A 22,058-nucleotide genomic window follows, 5' to 3' on the forward strand; every position below is an offset into this window, starting at 1 on the left:
CGTTACATACCCCCTTGTGTCAATACCTGTACATTCTTGGCAACATAATCAATCAAAGAAACTACTGTCAAGATTAAGGATACCCAAATCAACACCATTCCAATCATATCAAATACACCGCCGAAATCAGCAATCAGCACGATAATCATGGCCATCTGGGAAACCGTCTTGAATTTTCCCCAGTAGCTCGCCGCGATTACAATCCCGTTGTCCGACGCCACCAGCCGGAATCCACTGATAATGAACTCGCGGGCGATAATCACGATTACAATCCACGCCTCCAAGTCCCCAGACGGGATCAGGCAGATCATGGCAGAACATACCAGCAGCTTATCCGCCAACGGGTCCATAAATTTCCCGAAATTCGTCACCAGGTTCCTTGCGCGGGCAATCTTCCCATCCAGCATATCCGTCAAGCTCGCCACGCAGAAAATCACGAGGGCAATCCATTTATTGGCAGCCCCGCCTACGTCCGTCAGCATAAAAAATACAAAAAAAGGCACCATTATCACTCGAAGCACCGTCAATTTATTTGGTAAATTCATTCCGTCAACTCTCCTATCAAATCATATTCCAAGGCGCCGGTCACTCTTACCTTCGCAAAGTCACCAGTCACCAGTTCCTTCTCTGTCTGTACGAATATCAGTCCATCCACATTGGGGGCGTCACGGTAAGTCCTCCCCACATACGCATCCTCATCCGTAACTTTTCCCTCAATCATCACTAAGACTTCCCGTCCAATCATCTCCCCCGCCTGTTCAAACGCAATCTCCTGCTGAAGTTCCATCAGTTCCGCCTGCCGTTCTTCCTTGACCTCTTCCGCCACCTGTCCAGGCATATCCGCCGCCGGCGTATCCTCCTCCGGAGAATAGGGAAATACCCCCAGACGCTCAAACTCCATCTCGTCTACGAACTCCATCAATTCCTCATGCTGTTCCTTCGTCTCCCCAGGGAAACCAGTAATCAGCGTGGTTCGGATGGCAATATCCGGGATTTCCTCCCTTAACTTTGCAACCACCGCTTTCAACTGCTCTTTTGATGTCCGTCTTCCCATCCTCTTCAAGATCCCATCATTGGCATGCTGAATCGGCAAGTCAAGATAATGGCAGATCTTCTTTTCTTCCTTGATTACCTGAATCAGTTCTTCATCCACTTCCTCCGGATAACAGTACAGAATCCGAATCCAGCGGATTCCCTTTATCTTACATAATTCCCGTAAAAGCCTGTGAAGCGACTTCTCCCCATAGAGATCCTTCCCATAAAGGGTGGTTTCCTGCGCTACCAAAATCAGTTCCTTCACGCCCTGCCCTGCAAGCTCCCCTGCTTCTTCCAAAAGCCGCTCCATCGGTACGCTCCTATAATTCCCTCGAATCTTAGGAATAATACAATAAGTGCAGTGTTTATCGCAGCCTTCCGCAATTTTCAGATAGGCATAATGCCCGCCTGTCGTCACCAACCGCTTCTCATCCACCTCCGGTATCTCCTCAAGGCTCCCAAGCTCCACATGCCCCTTTCCTGCCAGCGCTTCTTCCACAGCCTGAACAATCCGGTCATATGACGCCGTTCCAAGAACCGCATCCACCTCCGGTATCTCATCAAGAATCTCCTGCTGATACCGCTGTGCCAGACAGCCCGTCACCACCAGCGCCTTTAAGCGTCCGGTCTTCTTATATTCTGCCATCTCCAGAATCGTCTGGATGCTCTCTTCCTTGGCGTCGTGTATAAAACAGCAGGTGTTGATTACAATGACGTCAGCCTGCTCCTCATCGTCCACAATCCCATAGCCTTTCGCATCCAACAGCCCCAGCATGACCTCCGAATCCACCAGATTCTTGTCACATCCCAGAGAAATAAATAATAGATTCATCCAAGTCTCCTTTATATTCAATGGAAAGAAGGGGCTGTCGGGAAATGCAGTATTAAATGTCATTTTCCGATAGCCCCCCAATTCCCTCTGTTTATTCTACAGCCTCTTGTTCTTCCAGTATAACCTCTGCTTCCGGTTCTTTCCTGTCTTTCGGCTCTTCCTCCGCAGCGACCTTGATCTTTGCCTGATTCAGCTCGTCAATTGCGACCGACAGCGGTTTCTCACCATTCTTCACCGGCACCAGAGGCAAATTGCCGTCAATAAGCTCCCTCGCCCTCTTTGCAGTCGCCATAACAATGGAATACCGGCTGTTGACAATCTTAGTCTCGCCCTCTTCTACATCCTTATTCACTACTTTCATTAAATCTGTGTAAGATGGGTGCAGCATACACTTATTCTCCTTTCAGCTCTTCTTTCATACGCTCTATAAACGCCACATTCCGGTAACTTCTTCTGTGCTCTCCCTGAATGATCTGATGCACTAAGCCCACACATTCCTCAAGCACATCATTGACGATCAGGTAATCATACCGGTCCATTCCTTCGGCTTCGTCTTTCGCACGCTTCATGCGGGAATCAATCACATCCGCCGTCTCGGTCCCACGTCCCTCAAGACGCCTCCTTAACTCTCCCGACGTAGGGGGTGTCACGAACAACAAGAGGGTGTCCGGAAACTTTTCTTTGACTTTCAACGCCCCCTGAATCTCAATCTCCAGAATCACGTCCTTTCCCGCATCTAACTGCTCCTGGACGTAGGACTTAGGCGTCCCATAGTAATTGTCCACATACCTAGCATACTCTATCAGTTCGTCTTTCGCAATCATTTTTTCAAATTCTTCTACGGTTTTAAAGAAATATTCCCGTCCATTCTCCTCGCCTGGCCTTGGTTTCCTTGTGGTGGCGGAAATCGACAGCGCATAATTATCATACCGTCTCATCATCTCTTTCATGACCGTACCCTTACCGGCTCCCGAAAAACCGGATACAACGATTAAAATTCCTCTCTCGCCCATGAGCTTGTCCTCTTTCTCCATCTATTCGTCATCATTCAATATTCTGAATCTGCTCCCTGACCTTCTCAATCTCCGTCTTTAAGTCAATCCCGGCATTTGAGACTTCAAGGTCGTTCGCCTTGGAGAGAATGGTATTCGCCTCCCGGTTCATCTCCTGGGCAATAAAGTCGAGTTTCCGTCCAATCCCGCTCTCCGCAGATTGAAGCGTCTCCTTCATATGTACGACGTGGCTCCTAAGCCTTACAAGCTCCTCGTCCGTACAAATCTTATCCGCAAATATCACGACCTCGGCGGCAATCCTTCCCTCCTCAATCTGCGTGTCAAAAAGAAGCTCCCGTACCTTGTTCTCTAACTTTTCCCGATACTCCGCCACAATCTGCGGCGACCGCTCCTCAATATAATCCACCAGCTTTAACATCCCGTCCAGTTTCTTAATAATATCATCCCTAAGATGTACGCCTTCCTGGCCTCTCGTCTCCACAAACTGCCGGATGGCGCCGTCCAGAGCCACTTTAAGCCCCTTCCACAACTCTTCCTCATTCAACGTCTGTTCTTCCATCGTCAATACTTCCGGACAGCGCAGAAGGGTGGAGACACGGACGTCATTCCCCAGCGAGAACTTCTCTTCCATCTGACGGAAACAGGCAAGATATTCCCCCGCCAGCTGCTCGTTGTACTTCAAAGACACCTGATTCTCAGACATATCCTCGTACGTGATAAAAATATCCACTTTTCCCCTCTGGATACTCTGTTTCAAAAGATTGCGGATTGCAGTCTCGAATAAATTCAATTTCTTGGGCATACGGATATTCACATCCAGATAACGGTGATTCACACCCTTCATCTCAACGGTGAACTTCCGGTCTTTGTCCGAACTCTCACAGCGCCCGAAACCTGTCATACTGTTTATCATGATATGAACCTCTTCTTATATGATATATTCAAATTTATTGCCTCATTCATTATAAGGCATTTGGCAAATTGAGTCAACCATGTTATACTATTGCGGTAAAGAGTAGAACTTGCATTGAGAAAGGAGCCAAGATTATGGCATTTGACGGAATAACGGTGGCGGCAGTGGCAAAAGAGCTTGGGGATACCTTGACAGGCGGCCGAATCACGAAAATCGCACAGCCGGAGACAGACGAACTGCTGCTTACCATCAAGACGGCAGACGGAGCACACAGGCTCTATATTTCTGCCAGCGCATCCCTTCCTTTGATATATCTGACAGACGAAAATAAACCCAGCCCTATGACCGCGCCTAATTTCTGTATGCTGCTGCGCAAGCATATCGGAAACGGGCGTATCACGGGCGTATCACAACCCGGTCTTGAGCGTATTATCCATCTGGATATCGAACATCTCGATGAGCTTGGAGATCTGTGCAAGAAAAAATTAATCATTGAAATCATGGGGAAACACAGCAACATCATTTTCTGCGATGAAAAAGACCGAATCATTGACAGCATTAAACACGTCAATGCACAGATGAGCTCTGTCCGGGAAGTACTGCCCGGGCGGGAATATTTTATACCGGATACCATGGCTAAGCGAAGTCCCCTGACGGTAGCCCAGGAGGATTTTATCCAAGCGTTAAGAGAGAAACCCGCCCCTCTTGGCAAGGCTGTCTATACCAGTTTTACAGGAATCAGTCCTGTAGTTGCGGAAGAAATATGCGCTCTTGCGGGGTTAGAATCTGATATGACCGCCAAGGATCTTTCCGAAGATATGCTGGCGCACCTCTACCGCCAGTTTTCTTATTACATGGAAAATGTAAAACTTGGCAGGTTCCGTCCGACCATTTACTATACAAAGAATGGACCGAAAGAATTCTGTGCGATTCCACTGTCACATTTTGACCAGGGCAGTTTGCAGGAAGAAGAATTTGACTCCATCTCCCAAGTGCTGAAAACCTACTATGCCACGAAGAACACGCTGACCCGGATTCGGCAGAAAAGCACGGATCTGCGCCATGTGGTACAGGTCTCCCTGGAGAGGAACCGCAAGAAATACGACTTGCAGTCCCGGCAGCTAAAAGATACCGAGAACCGGGACAAGTACAAGGTCTACGGAGAACTCATCAACATCTACGGATACAGCCTCCCCGCCGGATCTAAGGAACTGACCGCCCTGAATTATTACACGGATCAAGAGATTACCATACCCTTAGACCCAACCATGACGCCCCAGGAAAATTCGCAGAAATATTTTGCAAAGTATAATAAGCAGAAACGGACCTTTGAAGCCCTTTCGGAATTGATTCAAGAGACTGCCGACGATATCCAATATCTGGAATCCATCAGCAACGCTCTGGACATTGCCATGAACGAAGCGGACCTGGCGCAGATCAAGGAAGAATTAATGCAGAGCGGATACATCCGCAGAAAATTTACCAAGAAAAAAGTAAAGCTTACCAGCAAACCCATGCACTACATTTCCAGCGACGGGTATCATATGTATGTGGGAAAGAACAACCTGCAGAATGATGAGCTGACCTTCTCCTTTGCCAACGGGAATGACTGGTGGTTTCACGCGAAAGGCGCGCCCGGCTCCCATGTAATCGTGAAGACCGGCGGCGACGAGCTGCCGGATCGCACCTTCGAGGAGGCAGGAAGGCTTGCAGCTTATTATTCTAAGAACCGCGGCAGTGACAAGGTGGAAATTGATTATGTGGAGAAGAAGCATGTCAAGAAACCAAATGGTGCAAAGCCTGGATTCGTTGTGTATTATACGAACTATTCTCTGGTCATTGATTCGGATATCTCCGGCATAGAAAACGTGCAGGATTAATCCTGCACGTTTTCTATGACAAACCAATTACTTCTCCCACATCTTTTCACACAGACCTCTATACTCCGGCAACTGATCTGTGTATGGCTGCAGACGCTTCCGAATCTTGGCACGCTCCGATGGATCGGCGTCATACGTCGTATGGTCGTTTGGCGTCCGCTCAAGCACGTCGTCGGCAATCTCGTTAAACAGAATCCAACAAAGCCTCTCGGCATCCGTAATCACATGGCACTCCATGATTTCCCGCCGTTCCAGATCCATCTGCATCAAGACATAACCGAGCTTATCCGACCAAAGCCATTCAAGATAGGGACTGGCTTTTATGTAGTCGCCGAACACCCTGCAGACCTTCTCCACATCTGCATCTCTTTTCGCCTCTTGCAACATCGTGTCATCCTCCTCCTGTTCCTATTAATAGATACAGAACCATTCTATCACAGGATGCCAGGGGGATTTTGATGTAAATATTGGTATATTTTATTTGTTCGCCATTTCGCTGAGTTCCGCGAGCATTCTGGGAAGTTCTTCCTCCATGTTCTCCGCCGTAAACTGGCATGTTCCAACCTTCCGATGGCCTCCGCCGTGGTATTTCAGCATCAGGCTTCCAACGTCAATGCTTGCGGTCTTGTTCAGGATACTATAGCCTACCGCTGCAGAACATCCTCTGCCGCCCCGTCCGCTGACAATCCATACGGAAATGTTCTGCTGAGGATACATACTGTAAATCATGAAACGATTGCCTGTATAGATGGGTTCTACGCCTCGCAAATCCGTCACGATGACGTTGCCGTCCACCACCGTATGCTTTAAGATCATATCCCTGAATTTTACGGTCTGCTCAATATAAGTCTCGATACGCTCCTGTACATCCGGCAGCGCAAGAATCTCCTCAGTCCGCATGGTACGGCAGTAATCCATCAACTTCTCCATCAACTGGTAATTGGAAATCGAGAACTGCCTCCATCTTCCCAAGCCTGTCCTTGGGTCCATCAGAAACCCAATCAGAATCCAGCCTGACGGGTTCATAATCTCCTTTACCGTCAGATTGCCGGAATCCACCTTATCAACCGCTTCCATCAAATCGTCAAACTGCGGGAACGTCTTCTTTCCGCCGTAATATTCATAGATAATCCTTGCACAGGACGGGCTGATGCGGCTCTCCCCATTATACCGCCCTTCAAGCTCCATTCTCTCATGCTCACTGGAATGGTGGTCAAACCATAATCCGCAGCCTTCCACGAAAGGCACATTGGCAAGACAGTCATTCTCATTGATCTCAAGCAGGCCGTCCTGTATATCCTTGGGGTGCGCGAATTTCCAACTGTCAATAACGCCCGCCTCCAGAAGTAACGCACCACATGCCAAACCATCAAAATCTGAACGTGTAACAAGTCTCATGAATCTTCCTCCTACTTATGTTAATTATTCTCTACGGACAATAATGTATTATGTCAGCTCTCTATTGTGGTTAGTATAGCATATTCGGTGCATTTCAGCAAATATATTTTAGATATATTACTGAACTGGGCTTTTATTTTCCCTCTATTTCAAAACGCCATTCATCCCCATCAGATAATCAATAAACTGCTGCGCCGTCCTCCCGGACAGCCCCCCATGGCCAAGCTCCCATTTATTCGCCTCAAGCATAAGCTCATCCTCCGGCATCTCAATCTGATTCCGCTTCGCCAACTGCCGCACAATCTCCTGAAATTCCTTCTTCTCCGGTTTCCCAAAATAAATAGTCACGCCGAACCTGGCCACCAACGACAGTTTCTCCTGTACCGTATCATTGGTATGCAGCTCCTCGTCCCGGTCCGCCTTATCCCGGAACGTCTCCCGAATCAGGTGCCGCCGGTTGGACGTGGCATAAATCAGGATATTATCCGGTTTCCGCTCCAAACCGCCCTCAATTACCGCCTTTAGGTACTTATATTCAATCTCGAATTCCTCAAAAGACAAGTCATCCATATAGATGATGAACTTATAATTCCGGTTCTTAATCTGGGAAATGATCTCGTTCAAATCCTGAAACTGATGCTTGTACACCTCAATCATCCTAAGTCCCCGGTCATAATACTGGTTCAGGATCGCCTTAATCGAGGAGGATTTGCCCGTACCCGCGTCGCCGAACAGCAGGCAGTTATTCGCCCTCCTGCCTTCCACAAAGGCCTCTGTATTATCCACCAGCTTCTTCTTCGCAATCTCATACCCAATGAGGTCGTCAAGATGCACATGGGCAATCTTCGTAATCGGGACAATCCTTGCCCCTCCCTCCTCATGTTCTACCCGGAACGCCTTGTGAAGCCCCAGTTTTCCCACGCCGAACTCCCGATAGAACTGGGTCAGCGCATCCTTGAACGCCCCCGTATCCTCCGTACCGGCAAGATTCCGGCTCAAATCACAGATTCTATCCCGTATCCTTTTGTTAAATACCTTTCCATGCCCGTCCATCCCCTGATAATCCAGGATCACAGACAGACATCCGGCATCCAGCACCTCTTCCATTTCCGTGAAATCATAGTCAAACAACTCCTTGAAAATCGAAAAATCGTGCTCTGCAACTACATTGATACTGCCTGCTGCCTTCCCCACAATCTCACAGGAAGTACTGTATGCATTTTCATGGCTCGCCAGAAGGTACGTCAGATAATTATGCCACAGATTCCCCTCGAACCCATGGCTCGCCGCCATCTCCAGCAGCCCATTCATGCACTCAAACAATAACCCTTGCAAATCTTCTGGATTATAATAATGATTGTCATAATTCTCCATAAGGAAGGTCATGTCCTTTAGAATCTTCCCTTCTTCCATATGCTTATACAATATTAACTCATTCGTCCTCATCCGCTGCTCCACTCCTTGCAATTCTAGTAATTCCCCAAAATCCGCAGGCTCCTGCTCTCTTCCCTAAGCCCCCGGATTGCATTCTTCACAGCCGGTTCTGCCAGATTTCCCTCGAAATCCACGAAAAACCGATACTCCCAGCTCCTTCCTTCCACAGGCCTGGACTCGATTTTCGTCATATTCAAATCATTATAGATAAAATGTGACAATAACTGATACAGCGAGCCGCTTTCATGGGGCACCTCAAAACAAATACTAATCTTCTTCGCATCTTTCAGGAAAATCTTCTGGTTCGTCACCACGATAAACCGTGTGGAATTATTGGGATCGTCATTGATATTATCTGCAATCACCTCAAGCCCATGGATTTTTGCCGCATAGGCGCTACATACCGCCGCCTGGCTCTTATCCTGTTCCTCCATAATCTTCTTCGCCGCTATCGCCGTATTTGCCACGCTAATCTGCTGCCATCCGCCGTGTCCGTCTAAGAAACGGGACGCCTGCATCAAAGCGACCCCTTTGGAATAGACGCGCTCAACGTCCGAAAGCTTTGTCCCTGGAAGCCCTGCCAGGGTATGGGTAATGGGGATAACCGTCTCCCCGACAATATAATTTTCAAATTCCACCAGCAGGTCGTACATCTCGTCCACCGCCCCTGCCGTCGAATTCTCAATGGGAAGCACGGCAAAATCTGCCGCCCCTTCCTCAATGGATTCCATGGCATCCCGGAACGTCCGCACATAGAAACTGTTGCATTTCTCACCGAAATAATACTGCATCGCCGACTGGCTGTAGGCCCCTTCCGTCCCGGGGAATACCACCCGGGCATTCCTGGTATCCAAATCATCCACCCCGATAAACGGCAGACGCCCAAGCGCCCCTGCCTCCACAAGCTTACGGTACTGAACCTTCCGGCTCATCGCCATGAGCTGCTCGAACAGTTCCCGCACGCCTTTCTTATTGAACTCCGTAGACGCCTTGTCCGTTACGTCTTTCAGTTTATCCTGCTCCCTCTGGCGGTCAAATATCTTCATCCCGTTCTGTATCTTAAAATCCCCGACCTCGCCGCCTAACCGCACTCTCTCCTCGAACAGCCTTACAATCTCATCATCCACGGCATCTATCTGTACCCTTAACTCCGCTAATGTCGCCATATCATTTTCTCCTCTTTTTATAATCTGCCAGTGTATTATAATACAATTTTCCTATCTTTTGTGAAATTTTCTTTGAAAAGTATAGATTTTGTGCATAAAATCCACGTTCCTTTCCCATACTTATCCATATGAAGCATAATTTTCTAACCTGCGGGACCACGGGATGGTGCATGGAAATCCTGTTCACCGGACTCCATTCCCTGCAGGACGAGAACCCCAAACTCACAGGAAATACATCCATCTGGATGTTCCCCATTTATGGCTGTGCAAGTTTCCTGGCGCCCGTCTGCCGGCTGCTCAAAGGGAAAAGCCTGTTATTGCGTGGAGGCGTATACACCTGCTGCATTTTCTGCGGCGAATATGTGACCGGCTCTTTCCTCAAGAAATTTGACGCATGCCCATGGGATTACAGCGAAGCCCCCTTAAACATCAGCGGGTTAATCCGCCTGGATTATGCGCCCCTCTGGTTCGGCGCGGGATTATTATTTGAAAAAATCCTCATAAAGCATTGAAAATCTTTCGTATTTGTTATATGATCCCATCTTTAACACTTGCAAAAGTCTAAAGAGGCGCTATCCCTTGATTTTACTAGGATTGCGCCTCTTTAGCTTTGATTATGGATGTTGTATGGAAAGACTATTTTGAAATTTTTTTGATCTTTTTATTTAGTTCTTTCGGTTGATAGTATTTTTTATCCAGACCAAGCCCCCAAATTGCATTTAGGGCTGTGCATACCTTAGAATTGTCGTAGGTTGACATGTAACACATATCTTCTATATTGGCTACTTCCATGTTCTTTAAGGTTTCAATGATATTTTCAATAGAAAAGTGTGTTCCATATCGGTTTAATTTTGTTTCTAACAGCCGGTATATCAGAAGCGATGTATAACAGATCATAAAATGTGCAACAATCCGCCGGGGCTTCTGATGGTATACAGGGCGCGCAGAAAGATTTGTCTTCGTGATCCGGAAGCAGTCTTCAATCTTATACCTGTTCGAGCTGATCCCAATTACGGTTTTTACATCGTCATCAAGATTTGTCGCTACCGCATAAAAACCATCATATTTTTCTTCTTTGTCTATAACAGCCTGATCTATTTCGTATGAATCTGTAACAGTCTCCCCACTTTTCGTACAAGAAGTTCTTTTGATGAAGCGCGTGACATCATGAGGCCCCTTTTTATAGGTATCGGGCTCCAGATTCTTAAGAAGTTTTTTTGCCCGTTCAATCTGTCGGTTCCGGATAAAACGCTGGTATTCCATCATTTTTCTGGAAAAAGTTACAATCACCTTTTGTTTTACGGTGGCTTTCGACTTTACTTTTACTGTTTTCCCGTTTTTCAGGTGCTTTTCTTCATAAAGCCCAAGATCGAATGCTTGATCGGCTTCAATGATCTTGTAAGCCTTGTCATTATATAAATCTTTATTTTCAGGATCCCGTTTATCGAAGGATTTCAAATCCTCAATTGTAACAGGTGTGTCAGAAGAAAGAAGCTTATAACCATAATCATTAAAAACAGCTTCTTTCAAATGGTCGGAAAGTTTCTTTACAGACTGGGTGACGATAAAAGCACGGCCGCCCATGGAATTAAAGTTCCTGATATTGAGCGAACCAAGGCCGGCATCTGCACAGTATATAAATTTCTTTTTCTGAAACATCTGTGAGAGCTTTTTTTCCAATGGGATAACGGTTGTCTGTTCATTGTCTGAGCCGGAAGTAATACACATGGACAGAGGGATGCCGTCCGTATCCATGAACAGCCCCATTTCAACAATGGGATTGGGGCGGTGTTCTTTGGATGGACCGTACTTACGCAGCCCCTTGATGGTTTCACCGGTCACTTCATCGACATAATCCTCGTCTTCCATTTCAGTCTCAAAATAATAATTCGTGCAGTCATAGAAACAGACAGAAGTATCCCTCTTAATAATGTTATTGCTTTTCTCGAAAAGATGGGAGATATATTCGTCATAATGATCTGCCATAAGATCCATGGTGCGCATGATATGCATGTAATCGAACTGAGGTTGTTCATAGTAATTTGCCATATGCTGCAGGGAGCTGAGTTTTGAATCCGGCGCAAGAATGCGGTCACAGGTAAGGAAACGGTTCACAAGGTTCGGGTCGAAGGTAATCTTTGAATCGGCTGTTAAGGAGTCAAAGAAAGAACCGATTTCCAGGCTGTGGTAAAGCTGTTGAAGAAAAAAGTAGCCAATATTAAGTTGTTTGCTGGAAGAAGCAAGCGAATCGGAAGCTTTAAGCTTTTCAGCAAAGTTGATCTTGAGTTCTAAAGAAATCTGATGATTAAGTTTAGCCTCCTCATTGAATTTGGCGACCTGCTCTTTGGCATAAGAAAGAGGGTCGTCGGTAATCTTTAGAAGATCAGAATGCCGACCGATCCGTGCAATATTTTTAGTAGTCGTTTTTTTCCCATTCCGGATACCGAGTTGAACGAAATAGGTAGGGTTTTTTGATTTCCTGTCATACCAAAGTTTCATAACACCATTATAGCATAGTTTCACGTGAAACACAACACCATACAACAAAATAATTTCAAAAATTTGACAAAAAAATGCAGGCTTTATAGGGACTGTAGCGATTTTATCTTTTTTTAAGTGTTAAAGATCCGCCTGTTATTGCGTGGAGGCGTATACACCTGCTGCATTTTCTGCGGCGAATATGTGACCGGCTCTTTCCTCAAGAAATTTGACGCATGCCCATGGGATTACAGCGAAGCCCCCTTAAACATCAGCGGGTTAATCCGCCTGGATTATGCGCCCCTCTGGTTCGGCGCGGGATTATTATTTGAAAAAATCCTCATAAAGCATTGAAAATCTTTCGTATTTGTTATATGATAATATGAAAGATTTTCAACAGGGAGGAGCGGGCATGAATATCCTGGCATGTAACAGCAGCTTAGAGAGCGTCTATATAGACCAGCCATACTTTATCGAACATCCGGGTTCTGTCATTCATATTTTATATGGATGGCTGGTTATATTTATTTCTTTTCTTTTTGATAAATTTTTAATAAAGTCATCCAATATTCTCCGTTTCCTGTTATGTTCATTCCTATATTTATCTATATATTTATCCATTGATTCACTGATATTTTCAAGGTTATCCCCTTTTGTTCCGGCATCTGTATGCTGCCAGTCACACAGTCCAGAGCTTCGTTTTTTTGCTTATTGCCTTTCGCAGGCAATCGCTTTGCACCTTTTGCCGATGGCAGCTTTACCAGAAATGTACCTTGCATGCGGCAGACGCCGCGCCTACCCTGCATCACTTCGGACGTGCCTTAGGGCTTGGCCGTTGATGATATACATATATTTTTACTTTTTATTTACATCATAAGGAGGTTTTTATGAGACACTTAATGAGTCCGCTTGATTTTTCCGTAGAAGAATTGGATCGACTGATGAACTTGGCGGTTGACATCGAAACCAACCCTGCCAAGTACGCACATGCCTGCGAGGGGAAGAAGCTGGCAACACTTTTCTATGAGCCAAGCACACGGACAAGGCTGAGCCATGAAGCCGCAATGCTGAACCTGGGCGGAAGCGTCCTTGGGTTCTCAACTGCAGAATCAAGTTCAGCCGCCAAGGGCGAGAGCGTTTCCGACACCATCCGTACGGTTTCCTGTTATGCGGATATCTGTGCCATGCGCCATCCCAAAGAGGGTGCGCCCATGGTTGCCTGCCAGCATGCGTCCATCCCGGTCATAAATGCCGGCGACGGAGGGCATCAGCACCCGACCCAGACTCTCACCGACTTACTGACCATCCGCAACCTGAAAGGCCGTCTGGACAACATGGTCATCGGCCTGTGCGGGGATCTGAAATTCGGGCGTACCGTCCATTCTCTGATCCACGCCCTGGTCAGATACCCGGGAATCAAGTTCATCCTGATTTCTCCGGAGGAATTAAGGCTTCCCGGCTACATGCGCTTTGACGTACTGGATAAGGGGAATATCCCGTACAAAGAAGTGGTCCGGCTTGAGGACGCGCTGCCGAAACTAGACCTGCTCTATATGACCCGGGTCCAAAAGGAACGTTTCTTCAACGAAGAGGACTATGTACGCATGAAGGATTTCTACATTCTGGATTCCAAGAAAATGGAGCTGGCTCCAAAGGATATGTACGTCCTGCACCCGCTTCCGCGTGTCAATGAGATTTCCGTTGAGGTGGACAACGACCCAAGGGCGGCTTATTTCAAACAGACCCAGTACGGCGTCTATATCCGGATGGCGCTCATCCTGACGCTGCTCAATATTGAAGTGTAGGAGGGAAAATCATGTTAAAAAATACACTGAATGTCGGACGTATCGAAGAAGGTTTCGTATTAGACCATATACAGGCTGGACGCTGCATGGATATTTACAAATATCTTCATCTGGACAAGTTAGACTGCTGCGTTGCCATTATCAAGAATGCCAAGAGCAATAAGATGGGCAAGAAGGATATCATGAAGATTGAATGCCCCATTGATTTTATTGATTTGGATGTGCTTGGTTTCATCGACCACAATATTACCATTAATCTAATCAAGGATTCTCAGATTGTGGCAAAGAAGTGCCTGCATCTCCCGAAAGAGATTACCAACATCATCCGCTGCAAGAATCCACGATGCATAACGTCGATTGAGCAAGGGTTAGACCATGTATTCGTCCTCACCGACCCGGAGAAGGAAATATATCGCTGCAAATACTGTGAAGAGAAGTATCACGGAAAATTAAAATAAGCGCCGCCGGCGCTTATTTCTATCTCTAAATAGCTTTGCAAGCAAGACGATAAGCCGGGTTATGTCGTTGGGTAATCATCTATCTAGCCCCGCCGTTGCCGACGGGGTCAAGCAACCTACCTAAGACGTGACGGGCCGCCACATTGTCTTTATCCGGTCTTGCTTCGGATGGGGTTTACATGTGCCCCTGCTGTTACCAGCAAGGCGGTAGTCTCTTACACTGCCCTTCCACCCTTACCATATCAAATGGCGGTTCATTTCTGTTGCACTTTCCTTGGAGTCGCCTCCACCGGACGTTATCCGGCATCCTGCCCTGTGAAGCCCGGACTTTCCTCATCTGCTGCCTTTCGGCCTGACGGGCAAAGGCCATCATTTGCAGACGCGATTACCTGTCTTACTTGCAATATTAAGATATCCTGCATTGCCTCTTCCATGGCGCCCAACCGTTCCTGACGCACAAGCAATCCCACAATGCAATTAATATAACACAGAATCTCTAAAAAAACAATTCCTTATCCGGATGGGTTACCGGAAACTTTTAATCCAGTTAATCAAGGAATCATGGTAAACATTATCCGTGACGTCCTTTCTCATCTGGTCTGTGACTGCTCCGTTCTTACTCATAATTGCAAGAATCGCCTCCTGAAGCCCGGCAATCTTTCCCTTCTCGAAAGCCTCCCGGTATTCTTCCGTTTCATCTTCCTCCGGCTTCTTTCCCGCCGTCTCCGTCAGGCTTTCCATCGCCTCGTCGATCATCTGTTCTGCAATCGCATCCAATTTCTCCCTGGACTCTAGCTTCGCCTTTTTCTCCTCCACAGATTCCAGCATTGCCTCTGCTACCAGCTCTTCCACAATCTCCACGGCTTCCCTGGCATGTTCTTCCTCTGCAATCCCCTTCGGCGCCCCGACCGAAGATTTCCCGGCTTTCTCTGCCGCTTTTTCAATCTCCCTGAGCTTTTCAGCGTTCCCTTCTGCCGTTACAGGCACAATCCCGACACACTCTGTCGCCTTGCTGACTGCCTCTGCCTTCGTCTCGGCATCGTCCATATCCCGTTTTTCCTGTACATTTTTGGCCAAGACTGTTACATCCGGCTTTCCGAAATCCGCCGTTCCCACGCTCCGGCTCCCGATATCCGCAACGCCTCCCGTCTTTATCGCCTGTCCGTCGGATGCCGGAATCCAGATCTCCCCGGAATTCGCCTTCACACTGACCGAAATCCGCCCATTGTCCACAGCCACCTTTTCTCCTGACAACGCGCCCACATACGCCGCTGCATTTCCTGCAGGAAGATTCATCGTAAAATCTTTGTCGTCATTATTCACAGTAACAATGACCGATTCCCCTTGATAATTCCTGGAAAATGCATACTGACGGTTCGTCAGCGTCAATTCCTGATAGTCCCCATAAGAAAGAGCAGGCGTATTCTGGCGCACCTTTCCAAGCGCCGCAACCAACCTTGTATACGGGTTCTCCTCTATGGCATCCTTGTAATCGCCAAGGGACAGCGCAGGTCTTAGGGAATCGTCAGAATGCCGCTCCTTGCGCCCTTCAATCCCAAACTCCGACCCGTAATAAACCGACGGAACCCCCGGCAGCGTATACAAAAGTACATGCACCGGTGCAAAATGCGCCTTATTATTCAGCTTCGTATAGATCCGCTCCACGTCATGGTTGTCCACAAAATTATAGAGTTTAAGCCCCTCCGGACGATTCCCTCCCATGCCGTAGAGCCGCTTTACCGTATGGGCAATCTCAAAATAATTATGGTCGTTATGCCCCGAATACAGGGCTTTATGCAAATGGTAATTGGTGACGGAATGCAATGTCCCTTCATTCACCCAGCGGTTATAATCCCCATGGATCACCTCGCCCATCAGCCAGAACTCCGGTTTCACTTCATTCGCTACCTGGCGGAGCGCCTTCATATATTCAAAATCTAACACATCCGCCGCATCCAGACGAATTCCGTCCACATCGAATTCATTTACCCAGAAACGGATTACGTCACCGATATAATCCCGCACTTCCGGGTTCTGCTGGTTCAGTTTCGCAAGAAGGTCATAACCTCCCCAGTTCTCGTAGGAAAACCCGTCGTTAAACTGATTATTCCCCCAAAAATTCACATTCCGATACCAGTCCTTGTACCGTGAATTCTCCCGGTTCTTCTTAATATCCTGAAACGCGAAAAAATCCCGCCCGGTGTGGTTGAACACTCCGTCGAAAATGACCTTCACGCCCTGCCTGTGGCACTCACCCACAAACGCTGTCAGATCCTCATTGGTCCCAAGACGGCTGTCCAGCTTCTTATAATCTGTGGTCTCATACCCGTGCCCCACAGACTCAAAAAGCGGGCCTATATAGATTGCATTACATCCAATCTCCTTGATGTGGTCAATCCACGGTATCAATGTGTTCAGCCTGTGCTCCGGCTCCCCATATGGATTCTCCTTAGGCGCGCCGGTAAGCCCCAACGGATAAATGTGATAAAATACTGCCTCGTCATACCATGCCATCGTTATCCGTACCTCCTAATAAATATTTCGGATATCACCCTGCCATCTGCTTGTCCTGCCTGACATGAGACAGACAAACCACGGGCGACACTTTATTAGTTTACCATAAAATTCCTATGTCCGCCATAGAAAATGTATTAGCAGCAATACTCGCCACTGTTTCATCGGGCGAATGCCCAATAGCTCCCAGCTTAATTTGGCGACGTAAAAGAATTTTACTTTCCAAACAAATCCGCATGACTGCCGGTTGCGGTAGCCGAAAGAATAAGAGTATCCTCAAAGATTTGATACATAAATTTGTAAGTTTTCCAATATCTTTGCCTCGCTTTTTCATCAATCTGACATCTTTCTTCATGCGATTGGTGTAAACAATTTTATACATGACCTAATCCTCTAGCATGGAAGAAACAGCATCTTCCGCACTATCAAAAGGACCATTCAGATTTTTACGAAATCTGCTGTCATAAACTGCTTCTTGAAGAGAGGATGGAATTGCCTTATGTCTTACAGTAAAAGGAATTCCGTCATTTTCAATAGACGCATTCAAAAAAATGCGTATTGCCGCTGAAGTATCCAGTCCAAGGCTGGAAAATAATGAATCTGCTTGCTTTTTTAATGTATCATCAATACGAATTTGTAGTGTTGCCATATTGCATCTCCCTTGATTTTGTACTATTATTGTATTACAGTGCCACGACATCCTCAATCAGATTACCGCCGTCCGCAGCCCCCGTCGCAAGGGCGTCGCACCTCTCATTCTGGGGATGCCCGTCATGCCCCTTGACCCAGATAAATGTCACCCAATGCTTCTCCTTCGCAGCAAGCAGCCGTTTCCACAAATCCACATTCTTCACCGGCTCATTCTTTCCCCGTTTCCATCCTTTCTTCACCCAGCCGTCAATCCAATGCTGATTAAACGCATTGACCACGTACTGGGAATCCGAGTACAGCTCCACCTCGCATGGACGGTTCAGCGCTTCCAGCCCGGCAATTACAGCCATCAGCTCCATCCGGTTGTTGGTCGTCTTTTTATATCCCTGGGAAAGCTCCTTCGTATGCAGTTCCCCCTTTGTATCTACATATTCCAACACGGTTCCGTATCCTCCCGGCCCGTCCGGGTTCCCCCTCGCCGCGCCGTCCGTATAGATCTTTACCTTCATCCTGTTCCTCCTTTTCGCTGCCGTATGGCCGGCTCACACTTCAAATACCTGCTGCTGTTTCATCACCCGCATGACCCGTTCCCGGTAGGGTTCCGAAAGGGCGTCGTTCCTCAGCCTGTCACATATCTCATACTGTCCCCAAAAATGCATCGGGAACGCACAACCTGTCCGGGTGTGGCGCATAAAATAATCGAATCCCCAGGCATACTGTTCCTCCTGCCTCGGGTCTAACGGAAGGAACGCAACGTCAATGACCTCCCCCTCAATCTTCTCCATCTCATGCAAAAAACGGCAGCGCATCATCTCGTTATACTCCGCACTTTCTTCCTCCCAATGCCACCAGTTCAGGTCGCCTGCATGATAAATAACCTGTTCCCCCACGCGCACCAGAAATGCAACGCCCTCGTCCGTGGATTTAAGCGTCCGTATCTCCATTCCGTCAAGGGTAATCTCCCGGCACGGCCCTATCAAAGTACATCTGCCCTCCGGAGCATCCGCCTTGATATCATCCGAGAGAATATAGTGGATATCCGTATAACGGCCCTGCCAATCAAAAATCTGTTTATTAAAATGGTCACTATGGACATGGCTTGCAAATACATAAATCTTCGCCTTTTCCGGCAGTTTGGGCAGCGTTCCCTTATAATAATCAAAAACCAATATCCTGCCTTCAACCTCCGCCATATATCCACTATGCTCCAGATACGTAATCTTCATACAGCTATTTTCCTCCGCTCAGTTCTTCCCTGCACATTCCCTTAAAACGCCTCGCCCTGAATGACCTCCACGGCGTGAATCAACTCCGGCAGCAGATACTTCAAAGTCTCTCTCACAGCCTGGGCCTTCCCCGGAAGGTTCACGATCAGCACATCCTTTCGGATTCCCGCAACACTCCGGTTCAGCATGGAACGCTTAGTCATCTTCATCGTATGGGCGCGCATCGCCTCCGGGATTCCCAGAATCGGCTTCTCAATGATATCCATGGTCGCCTCAGGCGTACAGTCAGAAGGCCCGCATCCTGCGCCTCCAGTCGTCAACACAAGATCCGTCAGGAATGCATCAATCATCCTGGTCATTACCGTTGACAGCACCTCCCTGTCATTGGGAAGCGCACGCATGAACACGATTTCAAAGCCCGCCTCCTCCATCATCTCCATGATTGCCTCCCCGCTCTCATTCTCCGCATTTCCCTTGTATACATCCGTACTTGCCGTAATAATTGCAACTCTCATATCATACCTCCGCTTATTTCCCGGAAACTCTCGTACTTTCCAAAATCTCCTTTTTCTTCACATCCATACATCTTGCCCGGCCGAATCTGTCTTCACAGTAGCCCCTCTCAGTCCCTATCCGGAAAAGATGCAAAGCAAAGCACACGTGCAAGCGCCGAAAGAGCTGTCAAAACAAACCATTTCATGACAGCCCTGCGGCTTTGCACGATACAAATGCCAGTAAAACAATCATAGCAAATTATCCCAGACGTGTAAAGCATTTTACTAGATAATGATACAGACCAGCCCTCCGTTGCTGTCGTTCACAATCTTCTGCATGGTATCCTGAAGCTTCTCCTGACTCTCATCATTAATCATCGCCATCTTGTTCTGCATCCCGTCCATCACCAGCTCCTCGATGGATTTCCCGAAGATATTCGTACCCCAGATTCCTTCCTCGCTCTCCTTCGCATCCTTGATATAACGGATTAAATCCTGCGCCTGCTGTTCGCTTCCCACAATGGGCGCGATCTCCGTCTCAATATTTGCGCGGATAAGATGAATGGAAGGAGCCTCCGAATGAATCTTGACCCCATATTTACTGCCTTGCTTGATGATGGTAGGTTCCTCCAAGGTAATCTCCTCTTTCTGGGGACTGACCACGCCGTACCCCCGCATCCGTACCGAAGCAAATGCATCCCGCACCCCTTCATACTCTTTTTTCAGCTCTGACAAGTTCTTCATCGCCGCCACAAGCTCATACTGCCCCGCAATATGTGTTCCGGTCAGCTCGCTCAACATCTCATAGTAGAACTTTTCCGCCACCTGTATGCGCACCTTCACGCACCCAGTATCCATCTCGATATGGTCTACCTTCATTTCCTCAATATACATGCACTCCGGCATCTCAATGCCTGCCACGGCGTCCCGTATTTCCCCGAAACGGTTCAGGATATCCTTGATATGTACTAATAATTCCTGTTTGATTTTGTGTTCCCTTGGCAGCATTTCCACCCATTTCGGGATAAAGAACTGCACCTCGGAAACCGGAAATTCATATAATACTGCTTCCATGATTCTTGTGATATCCTCCTCTTTCAACTGCTCACAGTTGACCGGAATCGCGCTTACGCCATACTGCTGTTCACATTCCTGGGCCGCCTGTTTTGCCTCATCGCTGAAAGGCTTTTTAGAATTCACCAGCACCACAAAGGGCTTTCCGATGCTTTGAAGCTCCCGGATGGTCTTCTCCGTCCCCTCCCGGTAATTCTCCTGAGGGATATCCGTGATGCTGCCGTCTGTCGTGACTACGATGCCGATGGTGGAATGGTCGTGGATGACTTTTCTGGTTCCGATTGCCGCCGCCTTGGTAAATGGAATCTCATGGTCAAACCAAGGTGTTTTCACCTGCCGTTCCTCCCCGCCCTCCACATGGCCGGAAGCTCCCTCCACCATGTAGCCGACGCAGTCGATAAGCCTTACCCGTACTTTTACATCCTCCGATACCTTGATTTCTGCCGCTTCTTTCGGGACGAATTTGGGTTCTGTGGTCATAATCGTACGCCCTGACGCAGATTGTGGAAGCTCATCTTTTGTTCTTTCCCTTCCGTGTTCGTCTTCCATATGCGGCAGGACCAACACGTCCATGAACCGCTTGATAAATGTAGATTTTCCCGTCCTCACCGGGCCTACGACTCCAATGTAGATTTCTCCGTTTGTCCTGGCTTGTATATCCTTGTATAAATGATATTGCTCCATGCTCCTTGCCCCTTCCGTTCGTGCTGTTAGAATATATGCAGGCTTATTTCTATAAATTCCTGCATTTGAAAACATTTGATTCCTTCTATAAAATTTGTTAAAATATATTTCGGAAATCACCCATACAGCATATCCTGCGGACGGATGTACTTCAACTAGAAAAGTACAGAGATGGAGAACGAATTATGAATACTATAAAAATAAGGAATTTGAAACTGGGGACAGGCGTGCCGGCAATCTGTATCCCGAATATTGGAAAAACCCGGGAAGAGCTCCTTTCCAAAACCATTCAATATAAAAAAATGCATATGGATCTGATGGAATGGCGCTCAGACTGGTTTGAAGAGATCGACGATATCGAAAAAGTAAAAGAAACGCTGGCAGATATTCGGGCTGCGCTTGGCGAAACCCCTCTTTTGTTTACCTTCCGCACCAAAAAAGAAGGGGGCGTCCGTGAGATGGATACCCAAGCCTACATTTCCCTGAATAAGGCAGTGGCAGCCACCGGTAATGCCGACCTCATCGACGTGGAGATTTTCACCGGAGATGGGATTGTGACCGACCTGATTTCTTTTATTCATAAAAATAATGCAAAGGTTGTTGCCTCCAACCATGATTTTGACAAGACGCCTTCCAAATCTGACATTGTTTACCGTCTGCGTAAGATGCAGGATATGGGAGCGGATATCCCCAAAATAGCCGTTATGCCCCGGACAAAAAAAGATGTCCTCACCCTCCTTGCCGCTACGGAAGAGATGGCGTCTGAATATGCAGACCGCCCAATCATCACAATCTCTATGTCTGGTCTTGGAAGCATCAGCCGCATTGCAGGTGAAGTTTTTGGTTCCTGCCTGACCTTTGGCTCAGGAGAAAAAGCATCTGCCCCCGGGCAGATTGACGCCGGAAAATTAAACAGCGTCCTCCAAACGATTCACCAGATATTCTAGACAATAAAGCTTAATTACGAATAATAAAGAAAACCGTAGATTTTCTTTTTTGTTCA

At 47.4% G+C, this 22,058-nt stretch carries 23 protein-coding genes and 1 other RNA gene; 6 read left to right on the plus strand and 18 right to left on the minus strand.

Annotated features, from left to right (window positions below):
• Positions 1-2: 2 nt before the first annotated feature.
• From pgsA to AC6I3O_RS14540, 5 genes are all read right to left on the minus strand, one after another.
• Positions 3-545, minus strand: coding sequence for a CDP-diacylglycerol--glycerol-3-phosphate 3-phosphatidyltransferase (gene pgsA / locus AC6I3O_RS14520; protein WP_497851507.1), 543 nt, complete (start codon positions 543-545; stop codon positions 3-5).
• Positions 542-1,867, minus strand: coding sequence for a 30S ribosomal protein S12 methylthiotransferase RimO (gene rimO, locus AC6I3O_RS14525; protein WP_497851508.1), 1,326 nt, complete (start codon positions 1,865-1,867; stop codon positions 542-544). The genes pgsA and rimO overlap by 4 nt, the downstream gene beginning before the upstream one ends.
• A gap of 91 nt (positions 1,868-1,958) precedes the next feature.
• Complete coding sequence (gene rpoZ / locus AC6I3O_RS14530; RefSeq protein WP_497851509.1) at positions 1,959-2,255, minus strand: DNA-directed RNA polymerase subunit omega; 297 nt, start codon at positions 2,253-2,255, stop codon at positions 1,959-1,961.
• Between the two features lie 4 nt (positions 2,256-2,259).
• Positions 2,260-2,880 carry a guanylate kinase gene (gene gmk, locus AC6I3O_RS14535; RefSeq protein ID WP_497853486.1) on the minus strand — a complete coding sequence of 207 codons (621 nt, stop codon included), beginning with the start codon at positions 2,878-2,880 and terminating at the stop codon, positions 2,260-2,262.
• Positions 2,881-2,911: 31 nt separating this feature from the next.
• A complete protein-coding gene (locus AC6I3O_RS14540) occupies positions 2,912-3,793 on the minus strand; it encodes a YicC/YloC family endoribonuclease (RefSeq protein WP_497851510.1) in 882 nt (293 codons plus the stop codon).
• A 134-nt stretch (positions 3,794-3,927) separates the two neighbouring features.
• Between AC6I3O_RS14540 and AC6I3O_RS14545 the strand changes: the two genes are divergently transcribed.
• Positions 3,928-5,673 carry an Rqc2 family fibronectin-binding protein gene (locus tag AC6I3O_RS14545; RefSeq protein WP_497851511.1) on the plus strand — a complete coding sequence of 582 codons (1,746 nt, stop codon included), beginning with the start codon at positions 3,928-3,930 and terminating at the stop codon, positions 5,671-5,673.
• 27 nt (positions 5,674-5,700) lie between these two features.
• Here the strand turns inward: AC6I3O_RS14545 and AC6I3O_RS14550 are convergent, their stop codons facing one another.
• The 4 genes from AC6I3O_RS14550 to pheA form a co-directional block, all read right to left on the minus strand.
• Positions 5,701-6,060, minus strand: a complete 360-nt coding sequence (locus AC6I3O_RS14550) for a hypothetical protein (RefSeq protein WP_497851512.1) — start codon at positions 6,058-6,060, stop codon at positions 5,701-5,703.
• Between the two features lie 90 nt (positions 6,061-6,150).
• Complete coding sequence (locus tag AC6I3O_RS14555; RefSeq protein ID WP_497851513.1) at positions 6,151-7,071, minus strand: exopolyphosphatase; 921 nt, start codon at positions 7,069-7,071, stop codon at positions 6,151-6,153.
• Positions 7,072-7,215: 144 nt separating this feature from the next.
• Positions 7,216-8,517, minus strand: a complete 1,302-nt coding sequence (locus tag AC6I3O_RS14560; RefSeq protein WP_497851514.1) for an ATP-binding protein — start codon at positions 8,515-8,517, stop codon at positions 7,216-7,218.
• A gap of 23 nt (positions 8,518-8,540) precedes the next feature.
• On the minus strand, positions 8,541-9,671 hold the full coding sequence (pheA, locus tag AC6I3O_RS14565) for a prephenate dehydratase (protein ID WP_497851515.1): 1,131 nt from the start codon (positions 9,669-9,671) through the stop codon (positions 8,541-8,543).
• Between the two features lie 128 nt (positions 9,672-9,799).
• On the opposite strand from pheA, the gene AC6I3O_RS14570 reads away from it, so the two are divergent.
• Complete coding sequence (locus AC6I3O_RS14570; RefSeq protein WP_497851516.1) at positions 9,800-10,183, plus strand: putative ABC transporter permease; 384 nt, start codon at positions 9,800-9,802, stop codon at positions 10,181-10,183.
• A gap of 124 nt (positions 10,184-10,307) precedes the next feature.
• Here the strand turns inward: AC6I3O_RS14570 and AC6I3O_RS14575 are convergent, their stop codons facing one another.
• Positions 10,308-12,170 (minus strand): IS1634 family transposase, encoded by a 1,863-nt coding sequence (locus AC6I3O_RS14575; protein ID WP_290451298.1) that lies wholly within the window; start codon positions 12,168-12,170, stop codon positions 10,308-10,310.
• Positions 12,171-12,287: 117 nt separating this feature from the next.
• On the opposite strand from AC6I3O_RS14575, the gene AC6I3O_RS14580 reads away from it, so the two are divergent.
• The 3 genes from AC6I3O_RS14580 (at position 12,288) to AC6I3O_RS14590 (ending at position 14,412) form a co-directional block, all read left to right on the plus strand.
• Positions 12,288-12,503, plus strand: a complete 216-nt coding sequence (locus AC6I3O_RS14580) for a putative ABC transporter permease (RefSeq protein ID WP_497851517.1) — start codon at positions 12,288-12,290, stop codon at positions 12,501-12,503.
• Between the two features lie 533 nt (positions 12,504-13,036).
• On the plus strand, positions 13,037-13,954 hold the full coding sequence (gene pyrB / locus AC6I3O_RS14585) for an aspartate carbamoyltransferase (RefSeq protein ID WP_497851518.1): 918 nt from the start codon (positions 13,037-13,039) through the stop codon (positions 13,952-13,954).
• Between the two features lie 11 nt (positions 13,955-13,965).
• Positions 13,966-14,412, plus strand: coding sequence for an aspartate carbamoyltransferase regulatory subunit (locus AC6I3O_RS14590; RefSeq protein WP_497851519.1), 447 nt, complete (start codon positions 13,966-13,968; stop codon positions 14,410-14,412).
• A 34-nt stretch (positions 14,413-14,446) separates the two neighbouring features.
• On the opposite strand, the gene rnpB is transcribed toward AC6I3O_RS14590, so the two are convergent.
• The 8 genes from rnpB to spoIVA form a co-directional block, all read right to left on the minus strand.
• Positions 14,447-14,813: RNase P RNA component class A (rnpB, locus tag AC6I3O_RS14595), an RNA gene on the minus strand.
• A 124-nt stretch (positions 14,814-14,937) separates the two neighbouring features.
• Positions 14,938-16,926, minus strand: coding sequence for an alpha-amylase family glycosyl hydrolase (locus tag AC6I3O_RS14600; RefSeq protein ID WP_497851520.1), 1,989 nt, complete (start codon positions 16,924-16,926; stop codon positions 14,938-14,940).
• Between the two features lie 100 nt (positions 16,927-17,026).
• Positions 17,027-17,308, minus strand: coding sequence for a hypothetical protein (locus AC6I3O_RS14605; protein WP_497851521.1), 282 nt, complete (start codon positions 17,306-17,308; stop codon positions 17,027-17,029).
• Between the two features lie 3 nt (positions 17,309-17,311).
• Positions 17,312-17,575 carry a type II toxin-antitoxin system RelB/DinJ family antitoxin gene (locus tag AC6I3O_RS14610; protein ID WP_497851522.1) on the minus strand — a complete coding sequence of 88 codons (264 nt, stop codon included), beginning with the start codon at positions 17,573-17,575 and terminating at the stop codon, positions 17,312-17,314.
• A gap of 34 nt (positions 17,576-17,609) precedes the next feature.
• On the minus strand, positions 17,610-18,086 hold the full coding sequence (rnhA, locus tag AC6I3O_RS14615; protein ID WP_497851523.1) for a ribonuclease HI: 477 nt from the start codon (positions 18,084-18,086) through the stop codon (positions 17,610-17,612).
• 33 nt (positions 18,087-18,119) lie between these two features.
• Positions 18,120-18,803, minus strand: a complete 684-nt coding sequence (locus tag AC6I3O_RS14620; protein WP_497851524.1) for an MBL fold metallo-hydrolase — start codon at positions 18,801-18,803, stop codon at positions 18,120-18,122.
• 41 nt (positions 18,804-18,844) lie between these two features.
• The gene (locus tag AC6I3O_RS14625) at positions 18,845-19,318 is read right to left on the minus strand and encodes a MogA/MoaB family molybdenum cofactor biosynthesis protein (RefSeq protein ID WP_497851525.1); all 474 of its coding nucleotides are present in this window, start codon (positions 19,316-19,318) and stop codon (positions 18,845-18,847) included.
• 264 nt (positions 19,319-19,582) lie between these two features.
• Positions 19,583-21,055: a stage IV sporulation protein A gene (gene spoIVA, locus AC6I3O_RS14630; protein WP_497851526.1), complete on the minus strand. Its 1,473-nt coding sequence runs from the start codon at positions 21,053-21,055 to the stop codon at positions 19,583-19,585.
• A gap of 185 nt (positions 21,056-21,240) precedes the next feature.
• Here spoIVA and aroD point away from each other — a divergent pair, with 185 nt between their 5' ends.
• On the plus strand, positions 21,241-22,002 hold the full coding sequence (gene aroD / locus AC6I3O_RS14635; protein WP_497851527.1) for a type I 3-dehydroquinate dehydratase: 762 nt from the start codon (positions 21,241-21,243) through the stop codon (positions 22,000-22,002).
• The last annotated feature ends 56 nt before the right edge of the window (positions 22,003-22,058 follow it).

This window comes from Sporofaciens sp. St.21A7 (genome assembly GCF_059728535.1).